Genomic DNA, 18,129 nt, shown 5'->3' with positions numbered 1-18,129 from the left:
TCTCGATTCTTCGAAGGGGTTTTCGATGACCGCATCGCAGCAGGGGAACCCTGGCGATTTTCCTGCCGAATTCGTGGCTACTTCGCTCACCGGCTCGATTTCGGTGCGCACCACCGAAATGGGTCTGCCGCTGGGCGTCAAGGTCGACGCCGATCAATTGCGCCGCGACCCGGAGGCGCTGGCGGGCGAGGTGCTGCGATTGTGCAAACAGGCGGCGAACCGCGCGGGCCTGGCGCGGCGGGCGCAATTGCGGCAACTGGGATTCACCTCGGAGATGCTGGCGCTGGCCGGGCTGCCCACCGAGCAGCAGGTGGCGACGCAGGAGATCATCGACGAGCAAGAGTACGACATCGAACCGCAGAGCTGGCTGCGATCGATTTGAGCGGCAACGGAATTCGTGAGGTCGGCATGGTCGAAACAATGGACGAGCTCATCGCTCGCGTACAGAATCAGCTCTACCGGCTCACCGATCTCAATGACGCCATGAATGGGATCCGGGTAGCCGAGACATCGCCCGACGGCGCGGTGACCGCGGAGGTGGACGGCAACGCCGCGTTGATCGGACTCAGCTTTTCCGCCGCGGTGTCGAAACTTTCACCGGACGAGTTCGAGAAAACGGTCGTCGACACCGCGCGAGTGGCCGCGCACAAGGCTTTTGCGGAGCGCGGCGCACTTATCACCGCATTCAACGAGGAGGCCACCGGGTAGTCACCGGATGTTAACCACGACGGGATCGCGATACGCGGTCTTCGCTAGGTAAAGTTGAATACGAAACGTCGGGGGATGTTTCGGGATTGGACGATGATCATGAGCCACATTGAAGTAGTCCCGGATGCGCTGCGTGTGTACGGAAGCGAATCGGCGGCCATGGCCGCCGGAGTAGGGGCGATCGCCGCGACCGACCAAGCCGCGACGGTCGCCGCGGTGGTCCCGGTGTTCGGCCTGATCGGCCAAGAGTTCCTTGTCTCGTACGCTTTCGCCCAGGCCAACCACCTGTCGTCGGTGGCGCAGCTCGCCGCCGTGCACGCGGGTACGGCGTTGACGGCGCATCAGGCCGCCGCCACCTACGAGGGCGCGGACACCGCGTCGGGCGCGGCCATCGGAGCCATCCGCACGCGGTCATGACCACGCCGGGAGCCATTCCGCCACCCGGCGCCGATCCGCTGGATCCCACAATCCTGGAATTGCTGCGGGGCAGCGCGCTCGCGCCCATGCTCGACATGCCGGTGAACGACGTCTTGCGCAGCATGGGTTTACCGAATCTGCCGGAGATGCCTGCCTTCGTGCAGCTGCCGGAGCTGCCGCCGCTGCCGACGATCGATCTCGGCGCGCTCATGCGCCCGTTGACCGATCTCGCCTCCGCGTTCGGCACCGGTCGACTCGGCGCGCCCGCGCCCGCACCGGCCGGTGCCACCGCCGCGCCCGCGCCTCCGGCCGACCCGACGCAGTTGCTGCAGAACGTGTCCACCGTGATGCAGACGGTGATGCAGGTCGGCTCGTCGCTGGTGCAGACCTTGATGTCGGTCTGGCAGGGCATGGCGGCGATGGAGGCGGCGAAGAAGGCCGGTGCGGCGCAGACCGACGCGAACGAGCTCGCGGCGCAGAGCACCCAGGAGAAGTCGGTGCTCGGCAGCGCGGCGGGCAGCGTCTTCACCGGCGCGGGCCTGATGTCGGCGGTGCTGGCGAAGTTCTCCACCACCATGGCCTTCGCGCCGCTGCTCGCGGCATCGCCGGGCGGGCAGGGTTTCCTCGTCGCGTCCGCGATCGAGGCGATGACCGAGGCGCTGGCGATCACCGCCAAGACCAAGGCGGAGATGGTCGGGCACAGTGCGAGCATGACGCAGGCCGGTCAGAAGGTGCCGATCACGAACGCGCCGACGGGAGTGAAGTCGACCGAACAGCTGACCCAGCTGATGAGCATGATCACGCCGCTGATCAGTACGGCCGGTCAGGTGGCGCAGTCGCTCGGGCAGTTGGCGGCCGCCAATCCTTCGCTGCCGGCGCCGAAACCGATCAGCGCCCTCGGCGCGCACGAAGGCGCGGGTGAGCCCGGGGAAGGCAAAGAAGGCGGGGAAGGCGAGGAAGGCGAGCACGCAGGCGGCGCGGGTGGCGTCGGCGGTGGCGTCCCGGGTGCGATCGCCGCGGCTGCCGCCCCGCTGAACCCCTGGCCGGGGACCCGGGTGGCCGGTGGGTCGCTCGGCAGCATCGGCGGTGCGAGCGCCGCTGGTACCGGAACGTCGTCCGAGGTGTCGACCACCGTCGCGGGTACCGCCGCGGCGGGGACCGGAACCGGGGCCGGATACATGCCGATGGGCGGCGCGGGCATGGCGGGAGCGGCCCTGGCCCGCGACGGCGAATCGACCACCGACGCGCTGCGCGGCCAGATGGTCACCGGTCAGCACGGCGACGAAGTGGTCGGCCGGATCGAGGGGGTCTCGCTGCCGGTGGTCGGCGCGGCCGACGCGACATCGGAACCACCGCCGGATAAGGAACTCACGCTCTGACGCGAGTGCCGAGCAGTACACAGGAGGGTCTTATGAGTGACGGGCGGGGTCAGGTGTACGACAGCGTGCGATTCGACTCGGTCACGGCGGCCAAGGCGTCGTCCGGGCTGGACGCGCTGGCCGACCGGTTGGCGTCGGATCTGCGCTCCGCGGAGGAAGCGCTGACCGTCGTCCCCGCCGGCGCCGACGAGGTGTCCGGCCGGGCCGCGCAGACCGCGAACGACGTGGCGTCGTCGTACCTGGCCGGCGCACAGGCCAGCGTGCACGAACTGCGCAAGCTGGCGGCCACGTTGCGGCTGCACTCGAACCAGTTCGACGGCATGGAATCGGCCAACACGGCCGATTTCGACACCACGGGCGGCCGGTCGGCCTGACCGTCGTCGAGCAACCGAAAGGTCTTCCGCGGCAATGATCGAACCACCGCAGCCAGGTTTCACCGGCGTGGTGTGGACCGCGCGCCCGCCCGAGCGGCTCGCGCGCGAGCTCACCACGGGGCCGGGCGCCGTGCCGATGGCCGAGGCCGTCGCCGCGTGGTCGCGCCTCGCCGCGTCGTTCGGCGCCGCTGTGGTCGAGTACGAGAAGGTTCTCGCGGACGTGCGCGGGGCCTGGCAGTCGGGACGCAGCGACGAAGTGCTGCAACAGATCACGACTCTGCGGGATTGGCTGGTCGACGCCGCCGCCGCTGCGGCGGCCAACGCCGCGCGGTTCCAGGCCCAGGTCGCCGCGTACGAGATCGCCCGGCTGGCGATGCCGAACACCGCCGATCTGGAAACCCTTCAGCAGGTGCAACGAATGCTGGAGTCGGTGACCGGGATGCTCGGTACGCCGATCCGCGCGATCGCGGCGGACACCGACGCCGAGCAAGACGCGGCGAAGGCGATGGCCTCGCGGGTCATGCGGAACTACGAGATGGCCACCGAACCACTGGCCTTGCCGTGGCAGCACCAGCAACCGCCCGTCGTGGCGCCGGAGCAGGCGCTGGCCGCCGAACAGGCCGCGGGATCGGCCGAGGCCGCGAATTCGGCCACGATGCCGCGCGGTGCGGCGCCGATCGGTGCGATGCCGATCGGGACGGCGCCCATCCCGGCGATGCCGCGGGTGCCCACCGCGTACCAGGCGCCGGTGTACGCGCAGTCGGCCGCCACGGCCGAGGTCGTCCCGCGCGCCGCCCCGGCCACGGTGAACGCGGGTGGGCAGCCCGCTCCGCTCGTTCCCGGTGCGCTGGGGCAAGCCGGGCCCGCACAAGACGCGGCACGATTCCCACGCGCCGGACTTCCCACGGAGACGAGCGATCAGATCGGCTTCGAAGGTGGCATCCAAGCCGCGCCCGCGGTGCTCGGCGGCGCCGAACCCGCGACGCACGCCGTCGCGCCGAGCGAGGCCGGTGCCCAGACGGGAGGTGCGCCGTGACGTCGCTGACGAACGACGCGCTGCTCGTCGTCGCCGAGCGGCTCGGCGTGCAAACCTTGCCACTGGTGCTTTCGGTCGGGCCGCAACAGGATTCGATCGAGGAGTATCGCGCCGCGCGGGAGCGTGCGCTGTCCGGCCTGATCGGTGACGGCCTGCTCGACGCCGAGGGTGAAGTCGAATCCGACCTGGCCGGTGCGCTGTTCGTCCTAGCGCAGCCGGACCGCGAACTCGTCGCCCGCGTCTACACCGAGGACGGCGCTCGCCGCTTCTGCCTGGCGCGCCGGGGCGAACAGCACGCGCTCGCCGTCCGCTCGGGCGACAGCTTCGAGGTGACGTCGATCTGGGCCGACGGCTCGGACGCCGCACTGACTCGTCCACTGCTGGCCGCGCTCGGCTCGTGCGAACCCGCGCAGATCGCCGGATTCAGTGCGCTCGCGAGCGAATTGGCCGACCGGATGGACGCGGCCGAGGGCTCCGGCGATTACGCCGACGCGGTGTACGCCCTTGGCGTCGGCGAGCGCGACGCCGCCGTGCTCGGCCTCGCCTTCGGCTCCTGCCGCGCCTACGCCGAGATCGTGGCCTACGCCCATCGAGACGGGCTGACCAGCCGGGCGCCCGGCGCGGTGGTGGTGTACGACACCGGCCGCGGCCGCATCGTCGTCGCCCCGATGGTCGCGCCGGATCAGCAGATCTGGTCGACGGTCACGACGGGCACCGACCACCGGGTGACTCAGGCGGTCGCCACGTTGCTGGAAGGGCTGCCCGGGGGGAGGTGGCTGCCTCAGTAGCTGCTCGGTGAGATCGTCCGGATCTCCGCACCCATACAAGTTCTGACGAAAGGATCAACGAAATGGCTTACACATCTCTCGGCGACGGCTCGGGGAACACCTACGGTGTCGAAGCAGGCGGCATCGACAGCGTCGTCAGCCGCATGGAGGACTCGATCTCGACGCTGCGCACCTCGATCAACCAGATCGACGAGTCGGTGCAGGCCGTCGCGCGCGGCTGGCAGGGCGACGCCCACCGCGAGTTCAACACCGCGGCCCACGACTGGCACGACGAGGTCACCGCGCTCAACGGCAAGCTGGACCGGCTCTCGCAGGCCGTGACCTCCGGCAAGAACACCATCGTCGGCTCCGACCAGGCCGGTCTGGCGTGACCGCTGGACGGTGATGCCGTCCAGCCGGATCCCCAACCTCTCAGCAGAAGGAGACAACCATGACCATCAAGTACAACTCCCCGGCCATCACCGAGATGGTCAGTGACCTGAACCAGTACGGTTCCAACATGAAGGCGCAGATCGACGAACTCAACGGCGCCGCCGCCGCGTTCCAGCAGAACCTGCAGGGTGAGCAGGCGGTCGCGAACTTCACCAAGGCGCACAAGGATCTGACCGGCGAGCTGGAGGACACCCTCCAGAAGCTGGACAACCTGGGCGTCAAGGTGGAGAACGCGCTGAACCGCGCCATCGAGGCCGACGGCAAGGTCGGCGACGGTTTCGCCGCCTTCTGATCGCGGGGTAGCGACGAACAGCGGCCGGCTGGAACGGTAAGGGTTCCAGCCGGCCGTTTCGTGTGCGGTCAGCGGGCCGCGAGCGACTCGCCGATGTAGTGCATCTCGTCCGGTGTGGTGACCATCAGCACGGTCGCGCTGCGCGCGGCGGTGCGCACCGTGATCCGATTGGGCGCGTCCGGATCCTGGATGAGCGTGACGTCCGCGTCGACCGACCTGCCGGTATCGTCCGGCCGCCGCACGTGCACGATCGTCGCGCCGCCCGCGTGTGCGATCGGCGGAATTCCGTCGAACACCAGCACCGTCGTGCTCGGATAGGGCGCGGCGGGAGGCGGCGGGGGAGCGGGGGGATGGTAGCTGGCGCCCGCGGCCCGCGGAGCGATCGAGAGCACATGCGGTGCACCGAGATTCGCCACCATGGTGTGCCACGCCTCGGGCCTGGCGGTGTGCACGATGGCATGCGCGCCGAGCGCGGTGGCGCGCAGGATCACCTGCTGAGCGAGATCCAGGTTGCCGATCACCTCCAGGTGCCTGGTGCCCTCGCCGATCAACGGCACCGCGATGCCCTGCCCGCGCTCGTCGGCGCCGATGAGCTGGCCGCAGCCCGCCGTCGGCACCGCGAACTCGGTGAGCGCGGCCAGCGTGCCGCGATAGGCGATGTCGCTGCCCCAACGGCCTGCGTAACCGATGGGCAAGGTGTCCAACAGGATTCGCAGCTGGTTGCCGATCAGCTCGCGCAACCCTGGCAGGGGTGGTTGCTCGGGCGGTGCGACGGTGTCGAAGCGGACGACGGCGTTGAGCACAACGGTGTCGGCGAAATCGGTGCGCCGATCGTGGCGGCCCGCTCCCGGCCGCAAGCGCAACGTCACCGTGGTGGACAAGCTGGGCACCGCCCAGATGTCGGCCAGTCCGCGTGGGCCGATCATGTCGGCCGCGATCTGGTACTGGGTGAGGTAACGGCCTCGGTACTCCAACGTTTTCGGGGACTCGGCGAGTTGGTCGACGTCGAAGCCGTGGGTGAGCTGGCGCACGGCTGTGTTCATCTCGGTGGCGGTCAGCACGGACGCGGCGATGTCGTGTGCGGCGAGCCGGTTGGCGACCCGGCGGGTGGCGATGATCGCGGTGCGCAGCGCGCCGCTGCCACCGCCGCCGCGATTGTCGACCGCCTCGGCGTTGGCCAGCGGATCCATCCGCAGGACCAGCCAGCAAGTGCGGTGCGCGATGGCGGGCAGGGGGCCGAGGATGCGGTCGTAGAGTTGCGCGGCCACGCCGGTGCCCGCCGTGCGCGCGCCCGTGCTCACCACGTCGATGCCGGCCAGGGTCAGATCGAATTGATCGAGGCAGCGGGCGATCTCGGCGAGCGGGAGCAGTTGGTCGGTGCTGAGCGAACCACGGTCCAGCAGCGTCAGCGTGTCCGGCGGCGGATCGATCCGGAGCATGGTGAGCAGCAGATCGCCGTCCCAGCGCACGCCGTAACCGCCGCCCTCGGCGAGCGGAACGTCGAGGGCGGGAGCCTGTGTGAGGCGTTCGGCCGGGCGCAGTCCGGGACGTCTGCGGGCGATCGCGCTACCGAGGCGTTCGGCGGGCGTGTGTCCGCGCAGCGGCGCGAGACCGGCCAGCGCGACCACCGCGCCCGCGGCGATCGCACCCCAGATCGAATGGCTGACGGCGAGAACGGTCCACGCGACCGCGGCGGCCGATATCGAGACGGGAACTGTCACGCGCAAGGGAAAAATGCGAAACAACCAGAATTCCGGATCGCGCAGTGTGTCATAGTCCGATCGGCGTTGATTTCTCGGCGCAGGCGCATCCGTTATTTCACTATCGGTTGCCTCGCCGTTCATCGTTTCGTGCACAGTTGTTTGTCCCTGCTTCGCCTCGGTACGGCCGCCGTTGATCGGCTTCGGATTCCATCGGTTCAGGGCCGTCGGTGAATTACGGTACCGTGTCGAAGAGAATGGTGATCGATAGCTCGATGGAGACCATGTGCCTGCACAGCTGACCACCCGCGCTCAGGTCAATGGATACCGATTCCTGTTGCGCAGGCTCGATCACGCGCTGGTCCGTCGCGACGTGCGCATGTTGCACGATCCGATGCGTTCGCAGATCCGCTCGTTGTTCGTCGGCGCGGTGCTCGGCGTGCTCGTGGTGGCGGGCGCCGCGATCCTGGCCTTCCTGCGTCCGCAGGGCGCGATCGGCGACGCCGTGATCGTCTCCGGGAAGCAGAGCGGCGCGCTGTACGTGGTGGTACAGGGCCAGGACGGCAACAAGACCCTGCACCCGGTGCTGAATCTCGCGTCCGCGCGGTTGATCACCGGCGCCGACGCCGAGCCGCACGCGGTGAAGGACGACAAGCTCGGCGATCTGCCGCGCGGGCCGCTGCTCGGCATTCCCGGCGCGCCGAGCGCGCTGCCCGGTTCCACGCAGGGCAAGAATTCGGAGTGGTCGCTGTGCGAGACCATTCCGTTGTCCGAAGGCGGTAGCGCCGCCGCATCATCGGGTGGCACGACGACGGTGATCGCAGGCCACCCCGCGCTCGCGGACCGCATCCGGACCTCGAATCACGACGAGGCGCTGCTCGTCCGGCGCGACAACAAGACCTACCTGGTCTACGACGGCAAACGCGCCGAGGTGGACCCCGCCAATTCGGTGATGGCCAGAGCATTGGACCTGCGCCCCCAGCGGCCCCGTCCGGTCGGCACCGGGTTGCTCGGCGCGACGACGCAGGTTCCCGCGCTGGCTCCGCCGCAGATCCCCCGGGCGGGGGAGCGGGGGCCGGGCCCGCTGTCGGAGATCCCGGTCGGCGGCGTCATCTCGGTGTCCGGCGTGGGGCCGGACGGCGGTGCCGCGCTGTACGTCGTGCTCGCCGACGGTTTGCAGCCGGTGTCGCCGTTCACCGCGCAGGTGATCAGGTACGCCGATTCGCACGGCATGCGGGAGATCGCGACCATGCCTCCCGATGTGCTGGAACGGGTTCCGGTGGTCCGGCAACTGCCGGTCGACGACTTCCCGGTGCGTGCCCCGAGGATTCTGCCCGCCGAGGACGCGCCCGTCGCCTGTGTGGCCTGGGCGAAGTCGCCGGGCGCCGCTCCGGGGCAGGGCCAGGACAACACGGGTGACGGCCCCGGCGAGCGCGCGGCGGTCAGCCTGCTGGTCGGCACCCGCTTGCCGATCGCGGAGTCCGCGAAACCCGTCGAGGTGTCCACCTCCGACGGCGCGGGCGACCGGGTCGACGCGGCCTACATCCCGCCGGGTTCAGGGGAGTTCGTGCAGGTGACCGGCATGGAACCGGGTAGCCCGCGCCGCGACAGCCTGTTCTACATCGCCGATACCGGCGTGCGCTACGGCATTCCGGACGCGGCCACCGCGAACGTGCTCGGACTGGGCGGCCCCCCGCGCCTCGCGCCATGGGCGATCGTCGGCCAGATGGTCCCCGGGCCCACGCTGTCGGCGCGAGAAGCGCTGGTCAGCCACGATTCGCTGCCCGCGAAATAGCGCTCGCCGGGCCGCCCGACCGGACTCAGTCCGTCCAGCCGACGTTCAGCGAGGTGAGCAGGCTGGACAAGGCCAGCTCCATGTCCGACGCCTCGATGCGGCGCAGCACCGCCTCATCGATGTCGGTCAGGTCCAGCGATTCGTCGTTGGCCAGCCGGAATTCGCGCTCTTCCTCGGCCGCTTCGATCACGTTGCGGACGAACCGACCGTTGCCTGCGAGGTCGACGCCGCGGCGCGGCTGACCGCTCTGGTCGGTGCTCTGCATCGCGTACAGGCGCTCGCAGGCCCGGACCAGCTGCTCGAGCGCTTCTTCGGACAGATCCGAATCGCGTTTCCTGGCGATCACCTGGCCGATCTGCCCCAGTTCGTCCGCCGTGTAGGACGGGAACTGCAACCGCTTCGAAAAGCGCGAGGCCAGGCCGTCGTTGGCGGTGAGCAGCCGGTCGATCTCGCCGTCGTAGCCCGCGATGATCACCACGAGACGATCACGGTCGTTCTCCATGCGCGCCAGCAGCGTGTCCACCGCTTCCCGGCCGAACGCGTCGCCGCCTTGCAGACCGGTCTGGATCAGCGTGTACGCCTCGTCGATGAACAGCACGCCGTCCATGGCGGTGTCGATCAGCTTCTCGGTCTTGATCGCGGTGCCGCCCAGGTTCTGGCTGACGAAGTCGACGCGCTTGGCCTCGACCACCTTGTCGGTCTTCAACAGGCCGACGCCGCAGTAGATCTTCGCGACAACCCGCGCGATGGTCGTCTTACCGGTGCCGGGCGGCCCGGTGAAGGCCAGGTGCTGGCCGCGCGGCTGACTCGCCAAGCCCTTCTCGGCCCGGATCTTCGCCAGTTGCGCCGACGACTGGAGCTTCGCCACCTGGGTTTTCACCGAGGCCAAGCCGATCTGCGAGTCCAGTTCGGCTCTGGCCTCGACCAGGATCTTCTTCGCCCGGTCCTGGCTCTCGGCCTGTTCCATCTGCTCCATCGACGGCGAGGACGCCGGGTCCCACTTGTCGGTGCGCGCATCGATCACCTCGCGGCTGGTGACGGTGATCCGGTAGGTGCGGTCACGCATCGCGGCCGCGTTCGCCTCGAAATCCGGTGCCTGCGAGTACACCTTCTCGAACAGGGCTTGGGCTTCCTCCTCGTTGCCCGATTCCCGCAGGCACAAGCCGCGGCAGAACATCGCGGTCGACCGCGCCGCCGGGATCGGGCCCGCCTCGGCCTGCTGCATCCGCCGGATCGCCTCGCCGAACAAGCCGAGCTGGGCGCACGCGGTGCCGACCATCACGTGCGCGCCCGCCGCCAGGTACGGATCCTCCCAGTCCGCCGAACCGGCGAGCACCGCCATCACGTCGGGCCAGCGCTGGGTGTTGTAGTGCAGCACGCCACGGACATACGCGCAGATGCGGCTGTCGATCTCGCCTTCGGGGTTGCTCAGCTGTCCACCGCGGAACGTGTCGAGTTCGTCGAGCACCCGCTCGGCCTCGTCGTACTCCTTGTCGGCGATCAGCTGTGCCGCCCAGGCCAGCGTGACCTCGGTGTGGTTGGCCAGCGGGTAGTCGATGTACAGACCGGGCAGGAAGCGGCCCGCGAGTTCGCGTGGACGCAATCCGAGCCTGCGCTGCTCGCGGTAGAGCGTGCTCGCGCTGGTCTTGTGCAGATTGAACAGAACGTCCTTGGTCAGCTCGCCCGCGGCGGCGCGGCCGAGCCACGCGTCGCACATCGTGGGATCCCACTCCGTGGCGCGTTGAAAAGCCAGTTTCGCGTAGTCGAGATCACGTGCGGATTCTTGCCCCTCGATGGACAATCCGAGCGACAGGATTCCGGCATCGAATGCGCGTTGTGCTTGACGGTTGCCGGTCATTGCTGTCGAACCCCGAAATCTTCGTTTCTCGTAGTAGAGACGTTCATCTGGATACCAGACTACCGATCGCGCGTGGCCCGGTTCGTCCGTTACATTAGGTTCAGCTGCCGGGAGGTCGCAACGCAAGAGTCGGCTATGTGTGCGAGTGCTCGATGTGGTGAAGTCGGGCACTCGGGACGGGTTCCAGCAAATGTTGTCGATGCGTGAATCATTGTTCCGGATGAGGGCTGGGGAAGGTTGCCGTTGATCGAGTCGGCGAGCGGTATACGTGCCACCGAACCCGTATTGAGTCGTGTTTCGGTCATCGGTGGGAACACTCAGGTCGATGTCGGATTGCCGGCCACCGTGCCGATCGCCACATTCATCGGTGATCTGGTGGCGCTCATCGAATCGCGTAACCCGGAGCGGACCGAGGCCGAGGAGGAGTCGGCGCCGCTGGACGCGCGGCACTGGACCCTGGCCCGGCTCGGCCGGGAGGCGATCGCGCCGAGCCGCACGCTCACCGAGGCCGAGGTCTACGACGGTGAGTTGCTGGTGCTGCGGTCGGTGGCCGCTAAGGAAGCGCCCGCGCTGTTCGACGACGTCATCGACGCGGTATCACGGCTGACCGCCGAGGAATTCCGGAGCTGGTCCGGGGTGGCCGCCCGCTGGATGGGTCTGGTCGTGTCGGCGCTCAGCGTGCTGGTCACGCTGGTCGTGCTGGTGATCTCGCGCGGGCACGGCGATCCGATCGCGCCCGCTCTCGCGCTGCTCGGCTGTGGCACAGCGGGATTCGTCGCTGCGGGCATCGCCGCGCACAGATACGCCGACACGGTGACCGCGACCTGGTTGTCCCTGGACGGACTGCTACTGCTGTTCGGCGGCGCCGCGCTGCTGGTGCCGGGCACGCTCGGCAGTCCCCATCTGCTGCTGGGCAGTTCGGTGCTGCTGGTCGCGGCGCTGCTGGGCTACCGGATAACCGGCACCGGCGCGACGCTGTTCTCCTGCGCCGCCGCGCTCGCCGTGATCGCGGGCGTCGCCGCGGCGATCCACCTGATCTGGCATCCGGGCCTGCCGAAATTGTCGGCCGGTCTGCTGGTGGCCGGCATCGTGATCATCTCGGCGGTGCCGCGGTTGGCGGCCGTGCTCGCGCGGCTGCCGATTCCGCCGGTTCCCACCGCGGGCGGCGCGATCGACCCGGCCGACCACGAGCCGCGACCGACCATCGAGGGCATCGGCGCCATCGGCGCCAGCGCACTGCCCTCGGCCGCGGGACTAGGGGCACGGGCACGGACGGCCAACCGGTTCCAGTCCGGCCTGGTCGCGGCGTGCACCGCGAGCGCGGTCGTCGGCGCGTTCGGCGTGGCCGATCCGCTGGGTTCCGGACGCTGGCAGGGCATCACGCTGGCGGTCGTGACCGCGATCATCCTCGCGCTGCGCGGCCGCTCGTTCGCCGATCTCACCCAAGCCGCGACGATGATCGGCGGTGGGTGCCTGACTGTCGTGGCCCTGGCCGTCGGATTCGCCGTCGGGGATTCGGATTACACCTTGCTCGCGGCAGGCGTCCTGCTCGCGTTCGCCGCGGGTGTGGTCGGGTTCGGGGTGATCGGTCCGCACATCGAGGTCACCCCGGTGACCCGGCGGATGATCGAGATCTTCGAGTACTTGTTGATCGTGGCGGTGATTCCGCTCGTGCTGTGGGTGATGAACATCTACTCGATGGCCCGGAACATATGACCGGCAGCGCCTTCCGCCGGATTGTCATGCGGATGGCCTGCGCGGCAACGGTTGCCGGCGCCGGAATCGGCGTGCCGTGGCCGAGTGCCCAGGCGATCGCCCCACCCGGCATCGACCCCGGCGCGCTCGGCGCCGCACAAGGTTTGAGTGCGCGGCCTGCGCCGTTGGAGCCGACCGAACAGCGCGCCGTCTGCGCCGAACCCCTGCTCACCGGCGCGCCGCCGGGCGAGCCTCCGATGGCCCAGCGCGTGCTGGATCTGCCGTCGGCGTGGCAGTTCAGCCGCGGCGCAGGGCAGAAGGTGGCCGTCATCGATACCGGGGTGAATCCGCACCCGCGGTTACGGTCTTTGCAACCTGGCGGTGACTTCGTCTCCGACAGCGACGGCACAGTCGATTGCGACGGCCACGGCAGCCTGGTCGCCGGAATCATCGCGGCCCAGCCCAGCCCCGGCGACGCCTTCGCAGGCGTCGCGCCCGACGCGGACCTGCTCACCATCCGGCAGCTGAGCCTGGCCTACGAGCCGAAGGACCGCGGCGGCCGTGGCGATCCGCCGGGCAAGATCAGCAGCGACGGCTACGGCAGCGTGCTCACCCTGGCGGCGGCCGTGGTCCGCGCCGTCGATCTCGGCGCCACCGTCATCAACATCTCCGAAGTAGCTTGCACCGCAGCCGGTTCGGACACCGCCGACGCTTCGCTCGGTGCGGCGGTGAAGTACGCCTACGACCGCAATGTCGTCGTGGTCGCGGCCGCGGGCAATCTGCAGCCCGACGGCGCCTGCTCGAAACAGAACGAGGGTTCCGGCTGGAGTTCGGTGGCCACGGTCGCGAGTCCGGCCTGGTTCACGCCCTACGTGCTCTCGGTGGGCTCGGTGGACTCGACGGGCCAGGTGTCGGAGCTGTCGCTGCACGGCCCATGGGTGGGCGTCGCCGCGATCGGCCGCAATATCGTGTCGCTGGACAGCAAACCGGGCGCCACCGGCCTGGTCGACGGCGTCCAGACCACCGATGGAATCCGGGCCGTGGAGGGCACCAGCTTCGCGGCCCCCTACGTGGCCGGGCTGGCCGCGCTGGTGCGGGCCCGCTTTCCGGAACTCAGCGCGCAGCAGGTGATGGACCGCATCATCCGCACCGCGCACGGACCGGGCACCGGCCGCGACGACCGGATCGGCCACGGCCTGATCGATCCGCTCGCCGCGCTCACCGCGCAGCTGCCGGAGAAACCCGTGAGCGCGGGCGCCGACGCCGCACGAGCCGTCGCCGCGCCGGTGATCCCGCCGGGCCCCGACCCGCGGCCGCGCCGGATCGGGGTGATCGGCTCCATCGTCTCCCTGGCCTGCCTCGCCATCGGTGTGGCCGTGGCGTTCCCGTTCCGGCGGACCAGGCAGGACCTGAACGCGGAATTCGATCCGTAGCGCGGGCGCAGCTCGACCGCTCGCCGCCGACCGAACGAAGGAATCATGGCTACCGAAGGCTTTGTGCGCCGCCCCCGTATCGCGCCGCCCCGGGCGCCCGGTGGTGAGGTGGCGCTGACCGCTCCGCCGGAGATCGCGCGCGCCCTGCCCGCGCCGCTGATGATGAAGCTGATGCCGGTCGTCATGGTGGTCGCGGTGGTCGGCATGATCGCCATGATGGCGATGATGGGCCGCAACCTGCTGGCCAATCCGTTCATGATGATGTTCCCGATGATGATGCTCATGTCGATGGTCGGCATGATGGCGGGCTTCCGTGGCGGCGGCCCCAAGCGCGCGGTGGAACTCAACGAGGAGCGCAAGGACTACTTCCGCTATCTGGACCAGGTCCGCAAGGAGGTGCGCCGCACCGGCGGCAAGCAGCTGGAGACGCTCCGGTGGAGTCACCCCGAACCCGCCGACCTGCCGTCCCTGATCGGGACGAGGCGAATGTGGGAGCGCAGGCCCAACGACCCGGACTTCGGACACGTGCGCGTCGGGGTCGGCAGCCACCGGCTGGCCACCAAACTGGCGCGCCCCGAGACGGGGCCGCTGGAGGATCTGGAACCGGTGTCCACCGTGGCCCTGCGCCGATTCGTGCGCACCCATTCGGTGGTGCACCGCCTGCCGACCGCCGTGTCGCTGCGCGCGTTCCCCGCGATCAACATCGGCGGCCCGGTCGAGGACGCGCGCATGCTGGCGCGGGCGATGCTGATGGAGCTGGCCGCCTTCCACGGTCCCGACCATCTCGCCATCGCGATCGTCTGCTCGGACCCGGACGGCCCGGCCTGGTCCTGGGCGAAATGGCTACCGCACCTGCAGCATCCGACCCAGCGCGACGGCATGGGCTCGACGCGGATGATGTACCACTCGCTCGGTGAACTGGAAACAGCGCTGGCGGCCGAGCTGCTCGAGCGCGGCCGGTTCATGCGCAACCCACAGCCGACCCAGGGGCGACTACATCTGGTCGTCGTCATCGACGACGGCTACGTCAGCGGCAGCGAACGGCTGGTCAGCGAATCGGGCCTGGATTCGGTGACGGTGCTCGACCTCACCGCGCCGGAAGGCGGGCTCGCGGCGCGGCGCGGACTGCAACTGGTCGTCGGCGACGGCGAGGTGGCCGCGCGCAGTGCGGCCGGCGTGGAGAAGTTCGCCACCGCCGACGAGGTGAGCACGGCGGAGTCCGAGTCCTTCGCTCGCGCGCTGGCCAGATACCGGCTCGCGACGGCCGCGCAGATCGTGAGTCTCGGTGAGGGAACCACGGCCGATCCGGGACTGATGGCGCTACTGAAGATCCCGGACGCGGCCCAGATCGATCCGGCGCGGGTGTGGCGTCCGCGCACCGGCAGGGAGCGGCTGCGGGTGCCGATCGGCATCACCCCCGACGGCACTCCGGTGGAGATCGACATCAAGGAGTCGGCCGAGAACGGCATGGGCCCGCACGGCCTGTGCATCGGCGCCACCGGCTCCGGAAAGTCGGAATTCCTGCGCACTCTGGTGCTCTCGCTGGTCACCACGCATTCGCCGGACGCGCTGAACCTGGTGCTCGTCGACTTCAAGGGCGGCGCGACCTTCCTCGGCCTGGACTCGCTGCCGCACGTCGCCGCCGTGATCACCAACCTGGAAGAGGAACTCTCGCTGGTCGATCGCATGAAGGACGCGCTCGCGGGCGAGATGAACCGCCGCCAGGAGCTGCTGCGTTCGGCGGGCAACTACGCCAACGTCACCGACTACGAGAAGGCGCGCGCCGCGGGAGTGCCGCTCGATCCGCTGCCCGCGCTGTTCATCGTGGTCGACGAGTTCTCCGAACTGCTCTCGCAGAAGCCGGATTTCGCGGAGCTGTTCGTGATGATCGGCCGCCTCGGCCGGTCGCTGCACGTGCACCTGCTGCTGGCGTCGCAGCGCCTGGAGGAGAACAAGCTGCGCGGACTGGAATCGCATCTGTCCTATCGCATCGGCCTGCGCACGTTCTCGGCGAACGAGTCGCGTGCGGTGCTCGGCATCACCGACGCCTACCATCTGCCCAGCGTGCCCGGATCGGGATATCTGAAGAGCGACGCGTCGGATCCGTTGCGGTTCAACGCCAGTTACGTGTCCGGTCCGTACGTCGCGCCGCAGGGCACGGTGACCGGCGAGGACGGCAGCCCGGTCGCGGGCAGGCGGCCCGCGTTGTTCACCGCCGTGCCGGTGGAGATACCCGACCCGATCGATGCGGAGACCGAAGCGGAACCGGTCGCGCCGTCGAACCCGCTGCTGGAGCTGCCGCCGCCACCGTCGGCCGCTGGGGCCGTGCCCAGCGCCGACGAGGGCATCCCGGACACGTTGCTCGACGTGGTCGTCAAGCGGCTCACCGGGCACGGCCGCCCGGCGCACGAGGTGTGGTTGCCGCCGCTGGACGAATCCCCGACGGTGGACATGCTGCTGCCGGACCCGGACTGGCGTTCGCCGGTCAACCGGCACGGCCAACTGTGGATGCCGATCGGCGTCATCGACAAGCCCTACGAGCAGCGCCGCGATGTGCTCACCATCAATCTGGCTGGCGCCCAGGGCAATGTCGCGGTCGTCGGCGGCCCGCAGTCGGGCAAGTCGACGACCCTGCGCACCATCATCATGGCGACCGCGGCCACGCACACTCCCGAACAGGCGCAGTTCTACTGCCTCGACTTCGGCGGCGGCAGCATGGCGGGCTTGTCCGGCGTGCCGCACGTGGGCTCGGTGGCCGGTCGCCTCGACGGCGATCGGGTGCGCCGCACCGTCGCCGAGCTCACCACGCTGATGCGTCAGCGCGAGGAGCGGTTCGCCGCGCTGGGCATCGAATCGATGGCCGAGTTCCGGCGCCGCAAGTTCGGCGAGGACCGTCGCGTTCCGGATGGCACAGCCGGGCCCGCCGATCCGTTGGCCGACGACAAGTTCGGCGACGTGTTCCTGGTGATCGACGGCTGGGCCGCGATCCGCGAAGAGTTCGACCTGCTGGAGCCGCAGATCAACGCCATCGCGGCCCAGGGCTTGTCGTTCGGCATCCACCTGATGATCGGCGCCGCGCGCTGGGCCGAGATCCGCCCGGTGGTCAAGGACCAGATCGGCACCCGGGTCGAGCTGCGGCTCGGTGATCCGTCCGACTCGGAGATGGGCAGGCGCACCGCGCACCAGGTTCCGGTCGGACGCCCGGGGCGCGGTCTGACCGCGGACCAGCTGCACATGCTGATCGCCTTGCCGCGCCTGGACTCCGACTCCGACCAGGGCAGCCTGGCCGACGGTGTCGCGCAGGCGCGGGCCGGACTCGAACAGCAGTACCCGAACCGCCGCGCGCCCGAAGTGCGCATGCTGCCGCTGCGCTTCGGCAGGGACGAGCTGATGGCCTCGGCGAAGGCGGAAGGCGTCGAGCTCGGCCCCACCCGCGTGGTCGTCGGTCGCGGCGAGTCCGAATTGCAACCGCTGGTGCTGGATTTCGGCGTAGAACCGCACTTCATGGCCTTCGCGGACGTGGAATGCGGTAAGACCACCCTGTTGCGCAACATCGTGATGGGCGTGGTGGAACAGTCGACCACCGAGCAGGCCAGGATCATCATGGTGGACTACCGCCGGACCATGCTCGGCGTGGTCGAGGGCGACCACCTGGCCGGATACTCGACGTCGTCGCAGACTTGCGGTCCGATGATCCAAGAGGTGGCCGGGTATCTCGCCAAACGGATTCCCGGCTCGGATATCACACCGCAGCAACTGCGCGAACGCAGTTGGTGGAGCGGCCCGGAGATCTACATCGTGGTCGACGACTACGACATGGTGGCGGCCGGTACCGGCATGAACCCGTTCGCGCCCCTGTTGGAATACCTGCCCCAGGCGCGGGACATCGGCATGCATTTCGTGGTAACCCGCCGCAGCGGCGGTGTGTCCCGCGCGCTGTACGACCCGATTCTGGGCACCATGAAGAACCTTTCGGTGGAGACGCTGATCATGAGCGGGTCGCGTGACGAGGGCAAGCTGATCGGCGACGTGCGGCCGAGCAAGCTGCCGCCCGGCCGTGGAACACTGGTCTCGCGCAGCAGGGGTATCGAGATGGTGCACATCGCGCACTTGCCGCCCATCTGATCGGTTCGCCGTCGTGCGCCGGATATTCCGGCGTGCGCGGAGCGGCTCGTGAGTGCGCGGCACGATCGCGCACAAGGCGTCCTGCGATATTCGGTTA

The 18,129-nt window shown here is 69.3% G+C and carries 15 protein-coding genes; 13 read left to right on the top strand and 2 right to left on the bottom strand.

Annotated elements, in window-relative coordinates; all coding sequences use genetic code 11:
• Positions 1–25: 25 nt before the first annotated feature.
• From ACL03I_RS26910 to ACL03I_RS26870, 9 genes are all read left to right on the top strand, one after another.
• A complete protein-coding gene (locus tag ACL03I_RS26910; protein ID WP_355076168.1) occupies positions 26–382 on the top strand; it encodes a hypothetical protein in 357 nt (118 codons plus the stop codon).
• A 38-nt stretch (positions 383–420) separates the two neighbouring features.
• Positions 421–708 (top strand): YbaB/EbfC family nucleoid-associated protein, encoded by a 288-nt coding sequence (locus ACL03I_RS26905; protein ID WP_412807237.1) that lies wholly within the window; start codon positions 421–423, stop codon positions 706–708.
• Between the two features lie 99 nt (positions 709–807).
• Positions 808–1,125 (top strand): type VII secretion target, encoded by a 318-nt coding sequence (locus ACL03I_RS26900; RefSeq protein ID WP_412807236.1) that lies wholly within the window; start codon positions 808–810, stop codon positions 1,123–1,125.
• The gene (locus tag ACL03I_RS26895) at positions 1,122–2,504 is read left to right on the top strand and encodes a hypothetical protein (protein ID WP_412807235.1); all 1,383 of its coding nucleotides are present in this window, start codon (positions 1,122–1,124) and stop codon (positions 2,502–2,504) included. Before ACL03I_RS26900 ends, ACL03I_RS26895 begins: the two co-directional genes overlap by 4 nt.
• A gap of 32 nt (positions 2,505–2,536) precedes the next feature.
• Positions 2,537–2,878, top strand: coding sequence for a PE family protein (locus tag ACL03I_RS26890; protein WP_355076176.1), 342 nt, complete (start codon positions 2,537–2,539; stop codon positions 2,876–2,878).
• 34 nt (positions 2,879–2,912) lie between these two features.
• Positions 2,913–3,914 (top strand): PPE domain-containing protein, encoded by a 1,002-nt coding sequence (locus ACL03I_RS26885; RefSeq protein ID WP_412807234.1) that lies wholly within the window; start codon positions 2,913–2,915, stop codon positions 3,912–3,914.
• Positions 3,911–4,702 carry an ESX secretion-associated protein EspG gene (locus tag ACL03I_RS26880; protein WP_412807233.1) on the top strand — a complete coding sequence of 264 codons (792 nt, stop codon included), beginning with the start codon at positions 3,911–3,913 and terminating at the stop codon, positions 4,700–4,702. Before ACL03I_RS26885 ends, ACL03I_RS26880 begins: the two co-directional genes overlap by 4 nt.
• A gap of 62 nt (positions 4,703–4,764) precedes the next feature.
• Positions 4,765–5,073 (top strand): WXG100 family type VII secretion target, encoded by a 309-nt coding sequence (locus ACL03I_RS26875; RefSeq protein ID WP_355076182.1) that lies wholly within the window; start codon positions 4,765–4,767, stop codon positions 5,071–5,073.
• 59 nt (positions 5,074–5,132) lie between these two features.
• Positions 5,133–5,426 carry a WXG100 family type VII secretion target gene (locus ACL03I_RS26870; protein ID WP_356964767.1) on the top strand — a complete coding sequence of 98 codons (294 nt, stop codon included), beginning with the start codon at positions 5,133–5,135 and terminating at the stop codon, positions 5,424–5,426.
• A gap of 68 nt (positions 5,427–5,494) precedes the next feature.
• Here ACL03I_RS26870 and eccE read toward each other — a convergent pair whose 3' ends face one another.
• Positions 5,495–7,147 (bottom strand): type VII secretion protein EccE, encoded by a 1,653-nt coding sequence (eccE, locus tag ACL03I_RS26865; protein ID WP_412807232.1) that lies wholly within the window; start codon positions 7,145–7,147, stop codon positions 5,495–5,497.
• Between the two features lie 265 nt (positions 7,148–7,412).
• On the opposite strand from eccE, the gene eccB reads away from it, so the two are divergent.
• On the top strand, positions 7,413–8,921 hold the full coding sequence (eccB, locus tag ACL03I_RS26860; RefSeq protein WP_412807231.1) for a type VII secretion protein EccB: 1,509 nt from the start codon (positions 7,413–7,415) through the stop codon (positions 8,919–8,921).
• A 25-nt stretch (positions 8,922–8,946) separates the two neighbouring features.
• Here the strand turns inward: eccB and eccA are convergent, their stop codons facing one another.
• The gene (gene eccA, locus ACL03I_RS26855) at positions 8,947–10,779 is read right to left on the bottom strand and encodes a type VII secretion AAA-ATPase EccA (protein WP_364430858.1); all 1,833 of its coding nucleotides are present in this window, start codon (positions 10,777–10,779) and stop codon (positions 8,947–8,949) included.
• Positions 10,780–11,016: 237 nt separating this feature from the next.
• Between eccA and eccD the strand changes: the two genes are divergently transcribed.
• Genes eccD through eccCa form a run of 3 tightly spaced genes read left to right on the top strand, consistent with a single transcriptional unit; the run spans position 11,017 to position 18,032 of the window.
• Entirely contained in the window at positions 11,017–12,495 is a 1,479-nt protein-coding gene (eccD, locus tag ACL03I_RS26850; protein ID WP_412807230.1) for a type VII secretion integral membrane protein EccD, read from the top strand.
• Entirely contained in the window at positions 12,492–13,907 is a 1,416-nt protein-coding gene (mycP, locus tag ACL03I_RS26845; protein WP_412807229.1) for a type VII secretion-associated serine protease mycosin, read from the top strand. The genes eccD and mycP overlap by 4 nt, the downstream gene beginning before the upstream one ends.
• A 45-nt stretch (positions 13,908–13,952) precedes the next feature.
• Positions 13,953–18,032: a type VII secretion protein EccCa gene (gene eccCa / locus ACL03I_RS26840; protein WP_412807228.1), complete on the top strand. Its 4,080-nt coding sequence runs from the start codon at positions 13,953–13,955 to the stop codon at positions 18,030–18,032.
• The last annotated feature ends 97 nt before the right edge of the window (positions 18,033–18,129 follow it).

The sequence above is a fragment of the Nocardia sichangensis genome (assembly GCF_047200615.1).
GTDB lineage: Bacteria > Actinomycetota > Actinomycetes > Mycobacteriales > Mycobacteriaceae > Nocardia > Nocardia sichangensis.
This window is presented reverse-complemented; position numbering and strand designations above follow the sequence as displayed.

Bases quoted from the DNA above. Each gene is read 5' to 3' on its own strand.
- ACL03I_RS26890 (WP_355076176.1), top strand. From the start codon at position 2,537: ATGAGTGACGGGCGGGGTCAGGTGTACGACAGCGTGCGATTCGACTCG.
- eccA (WP_364430858.1), bottom strand. From the start codon at position 10,779: ATGACCGGCAACCGTCAAGCACAACGCGCATTCGATGCCGGAATCCTG.
- ACL03I_RS26895 (WP_412807235.1), top strand. From the start codon at position 1,122: ATGACCACGCCGGGAGCCATTCCGCCACCCGGCGCCGATCCGCTGGAT.
- eccCa (WP_412807228.1), top strand. From the start codon at position 13,953: ATGGCTACCGAAGGCTTTGTGCGCCGCCCCCGTATCGCGCCGCCCCGG.
- ACL03I_RS26870 (WP_356964767.1), top strand. From the start codon at position 5,133: ATGACCATCAAGTACAACTCCCCGGCCATCACCGAGATGGTCAGTGAC.
- mycP (WP_412807229.1), top strand. From the start codon at position 12,492: ATGACCGGCAGCGCCTTCCGCCGGATTGTCATGCGGATGGCCTGCGCG.
- ACL03I_RS26885 (WP_412807234.1), top strand. From the start codon at position 2,913: ATGATCGAACCACCGCAGCCAGGTTTCACCGGCGTGGTGTGGACCGCG.
- ACL03I_RS26875 (WP_355076182.1), top strand. From the start codon at position 4,765: ATGGCTTACACATCTCTCGGCGACGGCTCGGGGAACACCTACGGTGTC.
- ACL03I_RS26905 (WP_412807237.1), top strand. From the start codon at position 421: ATGGACGAGCTCATCGCTCGCGTACAGAATCAGCTCTACCGGCTCACC.
- ACL03I_RS26900 (WP_412807236.1), top strand. From the start codon at position 808: ATGAGCCACATTGAAGTAGTCCCGGATGCGCTGCGTGTGTACGGAAGC.
- ACL03I_RS26910 (WP_355076168.1), top strand. From the start codon at position 26: ATGACCGCATCGCAGCAGGGGAACCCTGGCGATTTTCCTGCCGAATTC.